The 16,036-nt window shown below is 58.2% G+C and carries 15 protein-coding genes; 12 read left to right on the top strand and 3 right to left on the bottom strand.

The features are described from left to right. The first annotated feature begins 215 nt into the window (after positions 1-215). A complete protein-coding gene (locus AC3IUF_RS06710; RefSeq protein WP_007918504.1) occupies positions 216-584 on the top strand; it encodes a YkgJ family cysteine cluster protein in 369 nt (122 codons plus the stop codon). Between the two features lie 149 nt (positions 585-733). Further along, entirely contained in the window at positions 734-3,016 is a 2,283-nt protein-coding gene (locus AC3IUF_RS06705; protein WP_489280738.1) for a putative bifunctional diguanylate cyclase/phosphodiesterase, read from the top strand. Here the strand turns inward: AC3IUF_RS06705 and AC3IUF_RS06700 are convergent. Further along, on the bottom strand, positions 2,907-3,803 hold the full coding sequence (locus AC3IUF_RS06700; RefSeq protein WP_414916511.1) for an NAD(P)-dependent oxidoreductase: 897 nt from the start codon (positions 3,801-3,803) through the stop codon (positions 2,907-2,909). The genes AC3IUF_RS06705 and AC3IUF_RS06700 overlap by 110 nt on opposite strands. Before the next feature lie 197 nt (positions 3,804-4,000). On the opposite strand from AC3IUF_RS06700, the gene AC3IUF_RS06695 reads away from it, so the two are divergent. After that, complete coding sequence (locus AC3IUF_RS06695) at positions 4,001-6,199, top strand: hypothetical protein (RefSeq protein ID WP_064119773.1); 2,199 nt, start codon at positions 4,001-4,003, stop codon at positions 6,197-6,199. A gap of 303 nt (positions 6,200-6,502) precedes the next feature. On the opposite strand, the gene AC3IUF_RS06690 is transcribed toward AC3IUF_RS06695, so the two are convergent. Beyond that, positions 6,503-6,823 (bottom strand): DUF2288 domain-containing protein, encoded by a 321-nt coding sequence (locus tag AC3IUF_RS06690; protein WP_007918516.1) that lies wholly within the window; start codon positions 6,821-6,823, stop codon positions 6,503-6,505. 352 nt (positions 6,824-7,175) lie between these two features. On the opposite strand from AC3IUF_RS06690, the gene AC3IUF_RS06685 reads away from it, so the two are divergent. From AC3IUF_RS06685 to AC3IUF_RS06645, 9 genes are all read left to right on the top strand, one after another. After that, entirely contained in the window at positions 7,176-8,303 is a 1,128-nt protein-coding gene (locus AC3IUF_RS06685) for a branched-chain amino acid ABC transporter substrate-binding protein (RefSeq protein WP_007918518.1), read from the top strand. A 231-nt stretch (positions 8,304-8,534) separates the two neighbouring features. Continuing rightward, positions 8,535-9,458, top strand: a complete 924-nt coding sequence (livH, locus tag AC3IUF_RS06680) for a high-affinity branched-chain amino acid ABC transporter permease LivH (protein WP_007918526.1) — start codon at positions 8,535-8,537, stop codon at positions 9,456-9,458. Beyond that, positions 9,455-10,711, top strand: a complete 1,257-nt coding sequence (locus tag AC3IUF_RS06675) for a high-affinity branched-chain amino acid ABC transporter permease LivM (protein ID WP_038358181.1) — start codon at positions 9,455-9,457, stop codon at positions 10,709-10,711. The genes livH and AC3IUF_RS06675 overlap by 4 nt, the downstream gene beginning before the upstream one ends. Next, positions 10,708-11,475 carry a high-affinity branched-chain amino acid ABC transporter ATP-binding protein LivG gene (gene livG / locus AC3IUF_RS06670; protein ID WP_007918535.1) on the top strand — a complete coding sequence of 256 codons (768 nt, stop codon included), beginning with the start codon at positions 10,708-10,710 and terminating at the stop codon, positions 11,473-11,475. The genes AC3IUF_RS06675 and livG overlap by 4 nt, the downstream gene beginning before the upstream one ends. After that, positions 11,476-12,177: an ABC transporter ATP-binding protein gene (locus AC3IUF_RS06665; protein ID WP_007918536.1), complete on the top strand. Its 702-nt coding sequence runs from the start codon at positions 11,476-11,478 to the stop codon at positions 12,175-12,177. Positions 12,178-12,469: 292 nt separating this feature from the next. Next, positions 12,470-12,775: a BufA1 family periplasmic bufferin-type metallophore gene (locus AC3IUF_RS06660; protein WP_007918537.1), complete on the top strand. Its 306-nt coding sequence runs from the start codon at positions 12,470-12,472 to the stop codon at positions 12,773-12,775. 25 nt (positions 12,776-12,800) lie between these two features. After that, positions 12,801-13,688, top strand: a complete 888-nt coding sequence (gene bufB, locus AC3IUF_RS06655; RefSeq protein WP_489280734.1) for an MNIO family bufferin maturase — start codon at positions 12,801-12,803, stop codon at positions 13,686-13,688. Then, entirely contained in the window at positions 13,685-14,443 is a 759-nt protein-coding gene (locus tag AC3IUF_RS06650) for an HvfC/BufC N-terminal domain-containing protein (RefSeq protein WP_489280732.1), read from the top strand. Before bufB ends, AC3IUF_RS06650 begins: the two co-directional genes overlap by 4 nt. Then, on the top strand, positions 14,440-14,916 hold the full coding sequence (locus AC3IUF_RS06645; RefSeq protein ID WP_095113844.1) for a DoxX family protein: 477 nt from the start codon (positions 14,440-14,442) through the stop codon (positions 14,914-14,916). The genes AC3IUF_RS06650 and AC3IUF_RS06645 overlap by 4 nt, the downstream gene beginning before the upstream one ends. A 115-nt stretch (positions 14,917-15,031) precedes the next feature. Here AC3IUF_RS06645 and AC3IUF_RS06640 read toward each other — a convergent pair whose 3' ends face one another. Continuing rightward, a complete protein-coding gene (locus tag AC3IUF_RS06640) occupies positions 15,032-15,946 on the bottom strand; it encodes a LysR family transcriptional regulator (RefSeq protein WP_489280730.1) in 915 nt (304 codons plus the stop codon). Between the last annotated feature and the right edge of the window lie 90 nt (positions 15,947-16,036).

Raw genomic sequence — 16,036 nt, 5'->3', positions numbered from 1 at the left:
CTGTGATCATTCGTCTGCCTGATATCGGCCCATGGCACTGTAACGAAACGTAAGCCCTTGATAAGTCTGTAATCCCCCGAAAACCGGGGCTTTTGCGGCAAAACCTTGCCACAAAAAAATAGTTTCGCGCCCCCCTTCCCAAGTCCGCGGCAAAGCCTAGAATGGCCGCCGGATCCGTCCGGATCTCCCGATCAATCCCTTTGATACCCTCGCCCATGTCTGAAGTCAGTCCGTGTCTGAATTGCGGTGCCTGCTGTTCCCATTTTCGCGTGTCTTTCTTTTGGGGTGAGTGCTCATCTTCCGGCGGCACGGTGCCTGATGAACTGGTCACACAGATCAGTCCAAGCCGGGTGGCGATGAACGGCACCGACTGCAAATCGCCACGTTGCACGGCGCTGGTCGGTGAAGTCGGCAGCGAGGTGAAGTGCTCGATTTATGAACTGCGCTCCAGCCCCTGCCGTGAATTCGAATCTTCATGGGAAAACGGCGAACAGAATGTCGACTGCGACAAGGCCCGTGCACGTTTCGGCTTGCCGCCGCTGCAGCCGGACTGGGCGCAAATCCCTTTCGAACAGATCGCGTAAGCCTTTAGCGCCAATCGCTATGGCGCTAATGCCGAAATCATTAGCGCCAATGTGCCACTACCACTTGCACCCCGAAATCGGCCTCTATACTCCTGACATTCAACTGCGTTCAACGCGCACTCGGGACGACTTCAGAGACGGGGCATGCTATGGAGTGGCTTGGTTTGCAGTTTGTTACCGAGCTGCCGGAGAGCGGGCAGGTCATTTTAGATTGCACACATAATCCCTTGTTGGTACTGGTGGCCTATCTGGTCGCCTGTGCGGCGAGCTTTGCCACTCTCGACATGGCCGAACGGGTCGCGCACGCAGAAGATCTCGGCTCGCAACGGCTCTGGCGCTGGATCGGCGCGACCTGCCTGGCCGGCGGCATCTGGGCCATGCACTTCATTGGCATGCTGGCGTTCCAGGCGCCGATCGAAATCCATTACGATTTGTCCATCACGCTGTTCTCCCTGCTGATCGCCCTGCTCGCCTCATGGCTGGCCATGCACACGCTGAGTGAAGCGCAGCCCAGTCTTTTGCTGTACCTGAAAACCGCCATCGTCATCGGCCTGGGTATCGCCGGCATGCATTACGTCGGCATGGCGGCGATGGAGTCGAGCGCAACGGCCTACTACCAGCCAACGCTGTTCGTGCTGTCGATCGCCATTGCCATCGGCGCCAGTTTCGCCGCGCTGTGGGTCGCCGGATATTTGCGTGAAAACAGTGGCCTGTTCCATCAGATGCTCAGGTACAGCGCGGCCCTGCTTCTCGGCGCCGGCATCTTCAGCATGCATTTCACCGGGATGGCCGCGCTGAATCTGGTCTTGCCCGAAAGCAGCCTGCCGATACCGGTAGCCGAAACCAACCATCTGCAATTGGGCCTTACCGTAGCGCTGATTACCTTGCTGATCCTTGGCAGCGCGATCAGTGCGGCGCTGGCCGACAAGAAACTGCAGAACAAAGAAGAGGATCTGCGCCGCGTCAACGCCCTGCTCAGCCAGCTCGATCAGGCGCGCATGTCGCTGCAACAAGCGGCCAACTACGACGCCCTGACCAACCTGATCAACCGCCGCGGGTTCAACCAGATCTTTGCCGAGAAACTCTGCCAGAAAGCCACCGAGGGCGGCATGCTCGCGGTGATGTTTCTCGACATCGACCACTTCAAGCGGATCAACGATAGCCTCGGCCATGACGCCGGTGACGAACTGCTCAAGGTCATCGCCAATCACATCAAAGGCTCGGTGCGCAGCCATGAAGACGTGGTCGCGCGTTTCGGTGGCGACGAATTCTGCATCCTCATCAACCTGCATGACCGCGAAGAGGCCCGCAACATGGCCCAGCGCATCATGCTCAAGATGAAGGAGCCGATCGAGCTGGCCGGGCGCCGCATGGTGATGACCACCAGCATCGGCATCAGTCTGTTTCCGGAGGACGGCACCACCTGCGAAGAACTGCTCAAGCACGCCGACCTGGCGTTGTATCAATCCAAGGGCGCAGGACGTAACGGCCTGCACTTTTTCAGTTCCAACCTCAAGACCCGCGCCAGCTTCGAGCTGCAACTGGAAGAAGAACTGCGCCATGCCCTGCGCGAAGAAAACGGTTTGATGCTGTATTACCAACCGATCTTCGAACTGAAAACCGGCCGCGTCACCAAGCTTGAAGCGCTGATTCGCTGGCAGCATCCGCTGCATGGCTTGCTGACCCCGGATCGTTTCATCTCGATTGCCGAAAACAACGGCTTGATCGCCGAACTGGACAACTGGGTGCTGCGCCGCGCGTGCAAGGATCTGGGTGAACTGTCGCGCCATGGCTGCGAAGAACTGAAAATCGCCTGGAACTGCTCGCCACTCAATCTCACCCGGGATGAGCTGGCCAACGAAATCGAAAGTGCCTTGCGCACCGCCGGGGTGGCACCGGAGCGGCTGGAACTGGAAGTCACCGAAAACGCGCTGATGGGCAACATCGCCAACACCCTGGTGTTACTGCGGCAGATTCGTGCCCTGGGTGTATCGCTGTCGATCGACGACTTCGGCACCGGCTACTCGTCGCTGGCCTACCTCAAGCGCCTGCCGCTCAACACCTTGAAGATCGACCGCTCGTTCATCCTCGATATTCCCACGGCGACCGCCGACATGGAGATCGTCCAGGCGATCATCGTCATGGCGCACACCCTGCATTTGCAAGTGGTCACCGAAGGCGTGGAAAGCCTGGAACAGTACGAATTCCTTGAACGCTCAGGCTGCGACTTCATTCAAGGTTACCTGCTCAGCCGCCCGGTGCCGCTGGACGAGCTGCGCCCGGTGCTGGAGGAAATCAATCAGCGCAAACATTCACACGCGGTCAATCCGTTGATTCTGGCGCGCGGTACATTTGCACCAGTGTCGCTGGATCCTGCGCCAAATAACCTTGCGCCCCATGCAGGCGCATCAGTTGTGCGGCCAATCCGCTGATCGGCGTCGCCGAACCCTGTTCGCGGGAAAACTTCACTGCCGTATCAAGATCCTTGAGCAAGGTGCGCACGTGCCATTTGATCGGTTCGAAACGGCTTTCGGCCATTTGCGGGGCGAGGATCTGCAACGGTTTCGAATCGGCAAAACCACCCGCCAGCGCCTCGGCGATCAGGCTCGCATCGACCCCGGCCTGCTCCGCCAGCGCCACCACTTCGGCGATCACCAGTGCGTTGCAGGCGACGATCATCTGGTTGCAGGCCTTGGTCACCTGCCCCGCGCCGATGCCGCCCATGTGCGTGACGCGCTGACCGAGGTTGAGCAATACCGGGCGCACACGCTCCAGATTTGCCGCATCGCCGCCGACCATGATAGCCAAACTGCCCGCCTCGGCACCGACCACGCCGCCGGACACCGGTGAATCCAGCCAGGCCATGCCGGTTTTCTCCACCAGTTCTGTCGCCATTTCGCGAGTAGCCGTCGGTTCAAGGCTGGAAAAGTCCACCAGCAACTGGCCGCTTTTCGCGCCTTCGGCGATACCGCCCGCGCCAAATACCACCTCGCGAACCACTGCCGTATCGGCCAGACACAACATCACCACGTCGGCGTGTTCGCACAATTCAGCGGCAGTCGCCACCTGCCGGGCACCGGCCTCGACCAGTGGCGCGCACTTGGCCGGGTTGCGATTCCACACGGTCAGCGGGTAACCCGCCGCCAACAAACGGCGGCACATGGGCAGGCCCATCAGACCGATTCCGGCGAACCCCAACGAAGGTAGCGTTGACATCATTTTGCCTCTTTTCGATTAAAGATCGCCGAATAATGGCCGATTCATCAACGATCAGGAAAGGATTCCCCCCAGCGACAGTCAGGCCAAAACCCTGACGCTCGGGCTCAATTCGCGCAATTAAAAGACGCGAGATCTTATTCCGTGAGGTTCGCAGGCAACTGGCCAGCGAGCCAACCAGTCCAGGTATATGGCGCACAATGACTTCTAAAAATAATCCCGCCACTGCGGTATCCGATCTGACTTTGAGCCCCGCCGCCAACAGCCCGTCATCGTCGAAGCCATTGGTCCCGTCGCGCCCGCTGTCAACCCAGCAATACCTGTACTTCACCGAAACCAATACCGACCGCATCCTCGACAACCTCGACGGCCTGCGTGATCTGGTGTTCCCGCGCCCACCGCACCTGGAAGGCGACAACGAACAGCACAACGACCAGGAATTCCCCTCGGTGTGCCTGATCGGCCTCGGTCGCTGCGGCTCGAACATCGCCCTTGATGTCGCGGAGCTGGTGTACAACGCGCGCAAGTTCTACCTCAACGAATTCAATAACGAAGACCGCGCGGCGGATCGCCGACTGGCCGACAAGGGTTACAGCCCGGCGCAGTGGATCAAGAACAACCTGCGCATCGGCCCGAACAAATCGACCAAACCGGTGTTTCTGGTCGAACCGCTGGTGATGCTCGGCGACCTCGACAAGGACATCGCCGGGCGCATCCGTTTCTCGCGCAAGGGCGAGAAAAGCGGCTTCCTGCGCGACTACAGCAAAATGAAGATCATGGACTTGTCCGAAGTCCACGCCGGTGGCGCCGGTAACGCGCCGATCCTCGGCCAGTACCTGGCGAAGATCATCCTCAACAAGGACACCCAGCGCTTCTCCAGCCCTGACTGGAAAATGATCCACTCGTACCTGATCGACAGCTGCGGCATCAAGGCCAACCAGTCGCGCCTGTATTTCTCGATCTTCAGTGCCGGCGGCGGTACCGGTTCCGGCATGGCTTCGGAATTCGGTCTGGCCCAGCAGCACTCGTACATGAACAAGACGTTCGACACCAAACCGATGGACGAGCATGACGGCAAGAGCGGTCATTCGTTTGTGTTCGAACCGATCTTCACCAGCGGCATCTGCGTGCTGCCGAACATTTCCGATCACCGCAGCGAAATGTCCGAGGCGCTGCACATCAACGCCGGTCGCCTGCTGTGCAAATACCTTTCGGAAGAATGGGATTTCTCCTACAACTTCGCCAATGAAGACAGTAGCGAAGCCAGCGTCATGGGCCGTATCCGCCCATGGAACGCAATGATGCTGATCTCCAACGACATCATGCGTTACGCCGAAGAAAGCGATGACGGCAACATCCAGAACATTGATGTCAATGCGATGGAGAAGCACGCCAACCAGTACATCTCGCAGCAGATCTTCAACATTCTCACGGCGCAGGCAGTCACCACTGACTACGACCAGAACTACTTCCGCCGCGCCGGCATCGACATCGGTGAGACCATTCGCCTGGATGCTAACGACTTGTTCATGAGCCTGGCAGGTCCGGTGGCAATTGCCTACGCAGAGTCGGTGGTACCGGAAACCCCGCCGCCGAGCAGCGACAAATTCAAGGTGTTCGATAAAGAGCCGCAGCGTCTGAACATCGATGACCTGTTCTTCCGCTCGATCGATCTGCCGCATTTCAACAAAGTGACTCAGGCCATCGAAGGCATCAGTCTGCTGCCGATCGAGTCCAAGCGTTATCGCGCTTCGCTGGAGCAGTACAAGAACTCCGGCTACGACGCCGCGGCCCTGCACGACCTGCACTTCTTCAAGAACTGCTCGTCGGTGGTCTCGATCGTTTCGCTGCCGAAAGACTACAAGCTGTCGTACATGGACCTGAACCGGTTGAAGACGCACCTCAACAGCCTGTTCCCCAACACCACGCTCAAGCGTTACGCACTGGTAATCGGCGCCTCGGCCAACCTGTCGCTGACCACGTTGATTGCGAAGAGCCCGTGCCTGTCGGACGACTTCCTGACCCTGATCGTCGCGTTTATCAAGCGTTGCTTCGCGAAGAACCCGTACCGCTTCGACGAGACCCTGGACAACTCGATTCTTGATTTCATCATCAACGAAGAATTCGACGAAGATCGCATCGACGACCTGCTCAACGAATTCGAGAACCCGGCGAAGATCCTCGACACCAACTGGTACGCGATCAAACCGATGTACGAGAAGAAGTACCGCGAGCTGATCAACGACAAAGAGAAGTTTGTCTCGATCAATGACATTCGCCTGTCGCGTGATTGCGTGAAGAAGTCGATCAAGTACCTGCGCGAGATCTACCGCCACCGGATTGGCAAGACCAAGGTTATTTCGCTGAATAACCATACCGGCAAGTCGTTTACGGTCTGATCGAAGGCCGAGTCGCCGCCATCGCTGGCAAGCCAGCTCCCACAGGGTCCGGGTGAACACAATTATTGTGTAAACCACAAAACCTGTGGGAGCTGGCTTGCCAGCGAAGAGGCCCTGAAATTCACTGAAGATTTCAGCCTTTCCAATATCCAGAAACAATTAAGCAGCCGTTAGGCTGCTTACTAAACTGTTCCCGTTACGTTTACGTCACCGTGAGGTCACCCGCGCTTGTGGCGATTCTTCACGGCAACGTGCCATCACGCTACTCCGCTACACACTTTCCGCTGACGGCCGGTCGCACCATCAAGGTGCGACGTCAGCAGCGACTGCCCTTTCCTGGATCAGAATCCACGGCGAAACCACCACTGCCCACAGCTGTGGATCACGTTCGAAAAGATCCAGCGCCCGCGATTCAGACAGCTTGGCGACTTTGTCTGCGGCCAGCCAGGCAGCCACTTTCTCGCCTTCATCCGACGCCACGGCCTCGGCAGCGGCGATCAAATCGAGCATAGGGTCGACCCACAATAGGGCACCCTTGGCGAAGAACGGCTCCAACTCTTTCCAGGTAATAGATGCGGTTTCACCAAGCAGCTTGGCATAGAGGGTGCTAGGTTCTTGATTCATGGGAGCTGTCCGGAAAAGAAATCGACGCGAATAATAACGTCGGTGGTCCGTCAGCAAAACCCGGTTGCAAATGGCTGTACCGAACGAAAAGAGCAGGAACGCCAGGGAATGCTGCTGATTGGGCTATATGCCCACGAACGCCCCGCCGCAATTCTGTCTTTTTCATTCAAAAATGCGACACCCCCAAGTTTTGCCCCTCGGCGCCCGCTTCCCAGGCTGACAACCGGCGCTCTACACTGTACCGGTACAGTTGCCGGGGGCATTTCCGGAGGGTATCGCAAAGATATCTGACCCGGTTCTGCTGCTACGGCGCCAGAACTCAAAAAAATTACAACAGTAAGAGTGGAGCACTATGACTAAGGCTACTAAGCAGATTTCCAAACTGTTTGCCGCTATGGTTCTGGCCGGGGTTGCCAGCCATTCGTTCGCAGCTGACACCATCAAAATCGGTATCGCCGGTCCTAAAACCGGTCCAGTAGCCCAGTACGGCGACATGCAGTTCAGTGGCGCAAAAATGGCCATCGAGCAAATCAACGCCAAGGGCGGCGTCGACGGCAAGAAACTTGAAGCCGTTGAATACGACGATGCCTGCGATCCAAAACAAGCGGTAGCGGTTGCGAACAAGGTCGTCAACGACGGCGTCAAGTTCGTCGTCGGTCACCTGTGCTCCAGCTCCACTCAACCGGCTTCGGACATCTACGAAGACGAAGGCGTGATCATGATCACCCCGGCTGCCACCAGCCCGGACATCACCGCCCGTGGTTACAAAATGGTCTTCCGCACCATCGGTCTGGACAGCGCCCAGGGCCCTGCCGCCGGTAACTACATTGCCGACCACGTGAAACCGAAAATTGTCGGCGTCCTGCACGACAAGCAACAGTACGGTGAAGGCATCGCCACCGCGGTGAAATCGACCCTCGAGAAGAAAGGCACCAAAGTTGCCGTGTTCGAAGGCGTCAACGCCGGCGACAAAGACTTCTCGGCGATCATCGCCAAACTCAAGCAAGCCAACGTCGATTTCGTCTACTACGGCGGCTACCACCCGGAGCTGGGTCTGATCCTGCGTCAAGCACAGGAAAAGGGCCTGAAAGCCAAGTTCATGGGTCCGGAAGGCGTGGGTAACGACTCGATCACTCAGATCGCCAAGGACGCGTCCGAAGGCCTGCTGGTGACCCTGCCGAAATCCTTCGACCAGGATCCAGCCAACATCGCCCTGGCCGATGCCTTCAAAGCGAAGAAAGAAGATCCAAGCGGTCCGTTCGTGTTCCCGTCCTACTCGGCGGTTGAAGTGATTGCCGAAGGCATCAAGGCAGCCAAGTCCGAAGACGCGACCAAAGTGGCTGAAGCCATTCACGCCGGTACCTTCAAGACCCCGACTGGCGACCTGAGCTTCGACGCCAAGGGCGACTTGAAAGACTTCAAATTCGTGGTCTACGAGTGGCACAACGGCAAACCTAAAACTGAAGTATCGCCTCAGTAAGGCGCTGCCTGACTGACTGCCAATAAAGCCCACGGCGTGCCGTGGGCTTTGTTTTACGAATGTATTGGGCCGCGCTGGCGTGATCCGCCAGTCTCCCCACCTGAAAATCTCAAAACCGTCATCAGCGGTTCGCTGGCAAAACCCGGATTCGAAGTGGATAAAGATCCACGGGGCCGGGCGGGAAAATGACTCCACCAGTGAAATGCGTATCAGGTTTTTAGGAGCGCTGTAATGCCTGACATCTATCACTTCTTCCAACAGCTGGTTAACGGCCTGAACGTTGGCAGCATGTATGCCTTGATCGCCATCGGCTACACGATGGTTTACGGCATCATTGGAATGATCAACTTCGCCCACGGCGAGGTGTACATGATCGGCTCTTACGTGGCGTTCATCGCCATCGCCGGGTTGACCATGATGGGACTCGACAGTGTCCCGCTGTTGATGACGGCGGCGTTCATCGCCAGTATCGTCGTCACCAGTTCCTACGGTTACAGCATCGAACGGATCGCCTACCGCCCCCTGCGCGGCAGCAACCGTCTGATCCCGCTGATTTCCGCGATCGGTATGTCGATCTTCCTGCAGAACACGGTTCTGCTGGCGCAAGACTCCAAGGACAAAGCTATCCCCAACCTGATTCCGGGCAACATTGCCTTCGGCCCAGGTGGCGCACAAGAAGTGCTGATTTCCTACATGCAAATCGTGGTGTTCGTGGTGACCCTGATCGCCATGCTCGGCCTGACGCTGTTCATCTCCCGCTCTCGCTTGGGTCGCGCCTGCCGCGCCTGCGCCGAAGACATCAAGATGGCCAACCTGCTCGGCATCAACACCAACAACATCATCGCCCTGACCTTCGTCATTGGTGCCGCGCTGGCAGCCGTTGCGGCTGTGCTGCTGAGCATGCAATACGGGGTGATCAACCCGAACGCCGGTTTCCTCGTCGGCCTCAAAGCCTTCACCGCTGCGGTACTTGGCGGTATCGGCAGCATCCCCGGCGCCATGCTCGGCGGGCTGGTGCTTGGGGTGGCAGAAGCCTTTGGTGCCGATATCTTCGGCGACCAGTACAAGGATGTCGTGGCTTTCGGCTTGTTGGTTCTGGTGCTGTTGTTCCGTCCGACCGGCATTCTGGGCCGTCCGGAGGTTGAGAAAGTATGACTAGGAATCTTAAACAGGCACTGTTCAGTGCCTTGCTGGTGTGGGCCGTGGCCTACCCGGTACTCGGTTTGAAACTGACCATCGTCGGCATCAACCTGGAAGTGCACAACACCAGCCCGACCGTGCTGGCGACCATCGCCATCTGTTCGGTGCTGATGTTCCTGCGCGTGCTGTTCAACCAGCAGATCAGCAAAGCCTGGCGTGCGTCGCCGGGCCTGCCGCTGATTCCGGCCAAGGCGAGCAACTTCCTCACCCTGCCAACCACCCAGCGCTATTTCATCATTGCGCTGATCCTGGTGGCGCTGGTGTGGCCGTTCTTCGGCTCCCGTGGCGCGGTGGATATCGCGACGCTGATCCTGATCTACGTGATGCTCGGCCTCGGTCTGAACATCGTCGTCGGTCTGGCCGGTCTGCTCGACCTCGGTTACGTCGGTTTCTACGCCGTCGGCGCCTACAGCTACGCGCTGCTGTCGCACTACTACGGCTTGAGCTTCTGGATCTGCCTGCCGATTGCCGGCCTGATGGCGGCGACGTTCGGCTTCCTGCTGGGCTTCCCGGTGTTGCGTCTGCGCGGTGACTATCTGGCGATCGTGACCCTCGGCTTCGGTGAGATCATCCGTCTGTTCCTGCGTAACCTGACCGACATCACCGGTGGCCCGAACGGCATCAGCAACATCGAGAAACCGACGTTCTTCGGTCTGACCTTTGAACGCAAGGCTGCGGAAGGCATGCAAACCTTCCACGAGTATTTCGGCCTGCAATACAACTCGATCAACAAGGTGATTTTCCTCTACCTGGTTGCGCTACTGCTGGCGCTGGCGGCGCTGTTCGTCATCAACCGTCTGCTGCGCATGCCGATCGGTCGTGCGTGGGAAGCGCTGCGTGAAGATGAAATCGCTTGCCGTGCACTGGGTCTGAATCCAACGATCATCAAGCTCTCCGCGTTCACTCTCGGCGCTGCATTCGCCGGTTTCGCCGGTAGCTTCTTCGCTGCGCGTCAGGGTCTGGTGACGCCGGAGTCGTTCACCTTCATCGAGTCGGCGATCATCCTCGCCATCGTTGTGTTGGGTGGCATGGGCTCGCAGTTGGGCGTGATCCTGGCGGCCGTGGTGATGATCCTGTTGCCGGAAATGATGCGTGAGTTCAGCGAGTACCGCATGTTGATGTTCGGTGCCCTGATGGTGTTGATGATGATTTGGCGTCCACAAGGTCTGCTGCCGATGCAACGCCCACACATGGAGTTGCGAAAATGAGCCGCGAGATCCTTAAAGTCGAAAACCTGAGCATGCGCTTCGGCGGTTTGCTCGCGGTCAACGGTGTGGCCCTGACCGTCAAAGAGAAACAGGTGGTTGCATTGATCGGGCCGAACGGCGCGGGCAAGACCACCGTGTTCAACTGCCTGACCGGTTTCTATCAGCCCACCGGCGGCAGCATCCTGCTGGACGGTGAGCCGATTCAAGGCCTGCCGGGCCACAAGATCGCCCTCAAAGGCGTGGTGCGTACCTTCCAGAACGTGCGCTTGTTCAAGGACATGACGGCGGTCGAGAACCTGTTGATCGCCCAACACCGTCACCTCAACACCAACTTCCTGTCCGGCCTGTTCAAGACCCCGGCGTTCCGCAAAAGCGAGCGCGAGGCCATGGAATTTGCCGAGTACTGGCTGGAAAAGGTCAACCTCAAAGAGTTCGCCAACCGTACCGCCGGCACCCTGGCCTATGGTCAGCAACGGCGTCTGGAGATCGCCCGCTGCATGATGACCCGTCCGCGGATCCTCATGCTCGACGAACCGGCCGCTGGTCTGAACCCGAAAGAAACCGAAGACCTCAAGGCGCTGATAAGCGTGCTGCGTGAAGAGCACAACGTGACGGTGCTGTTGATCGAACACGACATGAAACTGGTCATGAGCATTTCCGACCACATCGTCGTGATCAACCAGGGCACGCCTCTGGCTGACGGCACGCCGGAACAGATCCGCGACAATCCTGAAGTGATCAAAGCCTACCTGGGGGAAGCGTAAATGCTGCAGTTCGAAAACGTTTCCACCTTCTACGGCAAGATCCAGGCCCTGCACAACGTCAACGTCGAAGTCCGTCAGGGCGAGATCGTGACCCTGATCGGCGCCAACGGTGCCGGCAAGTCGACGTTGCTGATGACGCTCTGCGGTTCGCCGCAGGCGCACAGCGGCAGCATCCGCTACATGGGTGAGGAACTGGTCGGCCAGGACTCGTCGCAGATCATGCGCAAGAGCATTGCCGTGGTGCCGGAAGGTCGTCGGGTGTTCGCCCGTCTGACCGTTGAAGAAAACCTCTCCATGGGCGGTTTCTTCACCGACAAGGGCGACTATCAGGAACAAATGGACAAGGTCCTTGGCCTGTTCCCGCGCCTGAAAGAACGCTTCAACCAGCGCGGCGGCACCATGTCCGGCGGCGAACAGCAGATGCTCGCTATCGGCCGTGCGTTGATGAGCAAGCCGAAACTGTTGCTGCTCGACGAGCCGTCGCTGGGCCTGGCACCGATCATCATCCAGCAGATTTTCGACATCATCGAAATGCTGCGCAAGGATGGTGTGACGGTGTTTCTGGTCGAGCAGAACGCCAACCAGGCGCTGAAAATCGCTGACCGGGCGTACGTTCTGGAGAACGGTCGCGTGGTCATGCAAGGCACCGGTGAAGCGCTGCTGACCGACCCGAAAGTACGCGAGGCGTATCTCGGCGGTTGATGCATGTCGCCAAACAAACAAACGGCCTTCGGGCCGTTTTTTTGTGCCTGCACAATTTTCAGATTCTCCAAAAATCCCTTGTAGGAGTGAGCCTGCTCGCGATGGCGTCGTGTCATTCAACATCGCCAGTATCTGACATGACGCCATCGCGAGCAGGCTCACTCCTACAGGGTTTTGCGTTTTTCCAAAAAGATTATGAGCGGGCTGTAACGCAACGCCACCTCGTTTCTCTAGAGGGACAAGCAAGCGCAAACGCGCTTGTAAAAACCCTGACCAAGACTGGAGAAACATCATGACTGCTACCACTCGCACCCTGTCCGCCACCGCCCTGGTTCTGGCCCTCGGTTCTGCCCTGAGCATGGCTGCTGTATCGACCGTCCACGCCGCTGACGCCGACATGGAAAAATGCTTCGGCGTGGCCATGAAAGGTCATAACGATTGCGCCGCCGGTGCAGGCACTACCTGTGCCGGCACGTCGAAAATGGACTATCAGGCCAATGCCTGGAAACTCGTTCCAAAGGGCACCTGCGCCACCACCGAGAGCAAGACTTCGCCGACCGGTTTCGGTCAGATGGAAGCCTTCAAAGCCAAGTCCTGATCGTTGGTCTGCCTGAGTGACGATCATGCTCACAATCAACGACCATGTTCCCTCCGGCACTCAGGCAGCCCGCACCGGGCTCCCGTCCCGTGCCGGGCTGGGGCTCAAGACCGGGCACTTTCGTGAAGTGCTCGGCTCACAACCGGACATCGGTTTCTTCGAAGTCCACGCCGAAAACTACATGGTGGCCGGCGGTCCGTTTCATCATTTTCTCGGTTTGATCCGCGAGCAGTATCCGCTGTCGCTGCACGGTGTCGGCTTGTCCATCGGTGCTGAAGGGCCGCTGGATAAACAGCATCTCAAGCGCCTTGCCGAACTGATACGGCGCTATCAACCGCAAGCCTTTTCTGAGCATCTGGCCTGGTCGAGCCACGGCCCGGTGTTTCTCAATGACCTGCTGCCACTGGCCTATGACACGCCGACGCTGAACCGCGTTTGCGAGCATATTGATCAGGTGCAGAACACACTCAAACGTCCCATGTTGCTGGAGAATCCAGCGACCTATCTGGCCTTTCAGCGTTCGACCATCGATGAGCCTGACTTCATCGCCGAGGTCGTACACCGCAGCGGCTGTGGACTGTTGCTGGACGTCAACAATGTCTACGTTTCTTGCGTGAACCATCAGCGTGACCCACTGGCGTATCTCGATGCGCTGCCATTACACACGGTGGGTGAAATTCATCTGGCCGGGTTCGCCGAAGATAGCGACAGCCTTGGCGATCGCTTGCTGATCGACGATCACGGCGCGCCGATCGATCAAGCCGTCTGGGGTTTATACCGGCAAGTGCTGCAACGCATCGGCCCGGTGGCGACGTTGATCGAGCGCGACAATCAAGTGCCGGCGTTTGCGGTGCTGCTGGCGGAAGCTCAGCAAGCTGATGCACTTTTGCTGGATGCTGGAGCACGCACATGAGTACTCAACGCGCTTTCGCTGCCGCGCTGATCGACACCCGGTTACCCTGCCCCGAAGGCCTGTGCAGCGCCAACGGTGCTGATCCGGCGAGCCGTTTCGCGGTGTATCGCAACAACGTACAGGCTTCGCTGATCAATGCGTTGAGCGACAGTTGCCCGGTGGTTGCGCAATTGGTCGGCGATGAATTCTTCCACGCCATGGCGGCCGTTTTCGTACAACAGCTGCCGCCGCAGAGTCCGTTGATGAGTCGCTACGGAGAAACATTTGCGGACTTCATTGCAGCGTTTGAACCGGCCGGCGGCGTGCCTTATCTGGCAGACGTGGCGCGCCTTGAGCACTTGCGCACCCTCGCCTACCACGCGGCCGACACCCTGCCCGTCCGGCCAGAAGAAATCACGGCAGCGCTGGCTGATGCGCAAACGCTGACTGAATTGCGCTTCGAATTTCACCCCTCCCTGCACCTGCTCGACTCAGCCTTTGCCGTGGTGGCGATCTGGGGCGCACATCAGCAAGGCTCGACGCTGGAAGGCGTCGACATCAACCAAAGGCAACACGCGCTGGTGTTGCGCAATGACCTGGACGTCGAAGTGTTTGCCCTCGACCCCGGCGCCAGCAGGTTTATCCGCAATCTGATCGATGGCCAGCCACTGCTGGCAGCGGCTGAAAACAGCCCTGAATTCGACCTCGCGCAAACCCTCGGCTTACTGATCGCGCGCAACGCCATTACCCAATTGAATAACAAGGAACTGCCATGAAAACGCTCATCACCCGCGCCATCGCGCTGCTGGAAAAAATCCCCCACAGCCTGATCGCGTTCATTGCACGTTTCTCGATTGCCGCGGTGTTCTGGAAATCAGGGCAGACCAAGGTTGAAGGCCTGGCCATTGACCTGATCGACGGCAGCTTTCAACTCGGCTGGCCACGTCTGGCCGACTCGACGATTCCGTTGTTCAAGAGCGAATACCACGTACCGCTACTGTCGCCAGAGATTGCCGCGCACATGGCGGCGTTCGCCGAGCACTTCTTTCCGATGCTGATTCTGATTGGCTTCGCTACGCGGTTTTCGGCGCTGGCGTTGTTGGGCATGACCCTGACCATTCAACTGTTTGTGTATCCCGATGCCTATCCGACTCACGGCACCTGGGCGGCGGTGTTGCTGTATTTGATGGCGACGGGGCCGGGCAAGTTGTCGATTGATCATCTGATCGCCCGCCACTTCACCAACTGAACGCCGACCTGTAGGCGCTGCCGAAGGCTGCGATCTTTTGATCTTGCTTTGAAAAAAACAAAATCAAAAAATCGCAGCCTTCGGCAGCTCCTACATGGGGTTTATGTTCATATGATCAGTGCTGAAGTCGATCCAGCGCCTCGCCGCTGCGCTTGAACCAACCGATCAGATAATCCGCGAGCACTTGCGTGCGTTTTGGTAATTCACCCTGATACGGATGCACCAGGTACATCGGCATACGTCGGGTCTGAAAGTCACGCAGGAGCCAGCGCAATCGGCCGTCAGCCAATTCCGCCTGCAGCAAGTAGGAAGGCAACCGCGCAATCCCGGCGCCACTGAGTGCGGCTTTCTTCAGCAAGTTGTAATGGTTGCTGGCAAACGGTCCTGATACTCGCACCCGTAACAATTCATGCTGCTGGTGATACAGCCATTCCTCACGTCCGCTGTAGTGGCTGTTGAGCAAGCAGCGATGCTCGGCCAGAGCCTGTGGCGTCAGCGGTTCACCGAAACGCTCGAGATACGCCGGGCTGGCGCAGGTCATTTCCTGCCAGGCCAGCAACGGCTTGGCCACCAGCCGTTGGTCATTGGCCACCTCGCTGCGGATCGCCAGATCAAAGCCGTCCCGTGACAGATCGCGGTAACTGTTGTTCAGCTCCAGCTCAATCTGCACCTCAGGGTATTGATGCGAGAACTCCAGCAACAAACCATCGAAGAAGGTTTCCCCCAACGAAACCGGCACCGTCATGCGCACCGGGCCGGCCATATCGTCCTTCAACCGCGCCAAGGCCTGACGCGCCCTTTCCACCTGGACGACCAGCGCCTGCGCTTGTGGTAACAATGCTGCGCCGGCAGCGGTCAGGCTCAAGCGTCGAGTGGTGCGTTGCAGCAACACCACAGAAAACCGCGCTTCGAGCTGGCTGATGCGCTTGGACAACTGCCCTTTGCTACAGCCCAATTGCTGCGCCGCCAAGGTAAAACTGCCCGCTTCGATCAGCACCGCGAACGCCGCCAGATCATCCATTTCGCTCATGGATTGTTTCCATTTGAAAACCAAAGGTTGCCTATTAGCGCGCTTATCCACAGAAAAAACCACTCTAGACTGAAACCTCGTTCAATCACT

Source organism: Pseudomonas sp. KH_040 (genome assembly GCF_057839305.1).
This window is presented reverse-complemented; position numbering and strand designations above follow the sequence as displayed.

What these genes read in the sequence shown, in the direction of transcription:
- AC3IUF_RS06710 (WP_007918504.1), top strand. Translation starts at nt 216, where the DNA reads ATGTCTGAAGTCAGTCCGTGTCTGAATTGCGGTGCCTGCTGTTCCCAT.
- AC3IUF_RS06705 (WP_489280738.1), top strand. Translation starts at nt 734, where the DNA reads ATGGAGTGGCTTGGTTTGCAGTTTGTTACCGAGCTGCCGGAGAGCGGG.
- AC3IUF_RS06700 (WP_414916511.1), bottom strand. Translation starts at nt 3,803, where the DNA reads ATGATGTCAACGCTACCTTCGTTGGGGTTCGCCGGAATCGGTCTGATG.
- AC3IUF_RS06695 (WP_064119773.1), top strand. Translation starts at nt 4,001, where the DNA reads ATGACTTCTAAAAATAATCCCGCCACTGCGGTATCCGATCTGACTTTG.
- AC3IUF_RS06690 (WP_007918516.1), bottom strand. Translation starts at nt 6,823, where the DNA reads ATGAATCAAGAACCTAGCACCCTCTATGCCAAGCTGCTTGGTGAAACC.
- AC3IUF_RS06685 (WP_007918518.1), top strand. Translation starts at nt 7,176, where the DNA reads ATGACTAAGGCTACTAAGCAGATTTCCAAACTGTTTGCCGCTATGGTT.
- livH (WP_007918526.1), top strand. Translation starts at nt 8,535, where the DNA reads ATGCCTGACATCTATCACTTCTTCCAACAGCTGGTTAACGGCCTGAAC.
- AC3IUF_RS06675 (WP_038358181.1), top strand. Translation starts at nt 9,455, where the DNA reads ATGACTAGGAATCTTAAACAGGCACTGTTCAGTGCCTTGCTGGTGTGG.
- livG (WP_007918535.1), top strand. Translation starts at nt 10,708, where the DNA reads ATGAGCCGCGAGATCCTTAAAGTCGAAAACCTGAGCATGCGCTTCGGC.
- AC3IUF_RS06665 (WP_007918536.1), top strand. Translation starts at nt 11,476, where the DNA reads ATGCTGCAGTTCGAAAACGTTTCCACCTTCTACGGCAAGATCCAGGCC.
- AC3IUF_RS06660 (WP_007918537.1), top strand. Translation starts at nt 12,470, where the DNA reads ATGACTGCTACCACTCGCACCCTGTCCGCCACCGCCCTGGTTCTGGCC.
- bufB (WP_489280734.1), top strand. Translation starts at nt 12,801, where the DNA reads ATGCTCACAATCAACGACCATGTTCCCTCCGGCACTCAGGCAGCCCGC.
- AC3IUF_RS06650 (WP_489280732.1), top strand. Translation starts at nt 13,685, where the DNA reads ATGAGTACTCAACGCGCTTTCGCTGCCGCGCTGATCGACACCCGGTTA.
- AC3IUF_RS06645 (WP_095113844.1), top strand. Translation starts at nt 14,440, where the DNA reads ATGAAAACGCTCATCACCCGCGCCATCGCGCTGCTGGAAAAAATCCCC.
- AC3IUF_RS06640 (WP_489280730.1), bottom strand. Translation starts at nt 15,946, where the DNA reads ATGAGCGAAATGGATGATCTGGCGGCGTTCGCGGTGCTGATCGAAGCG.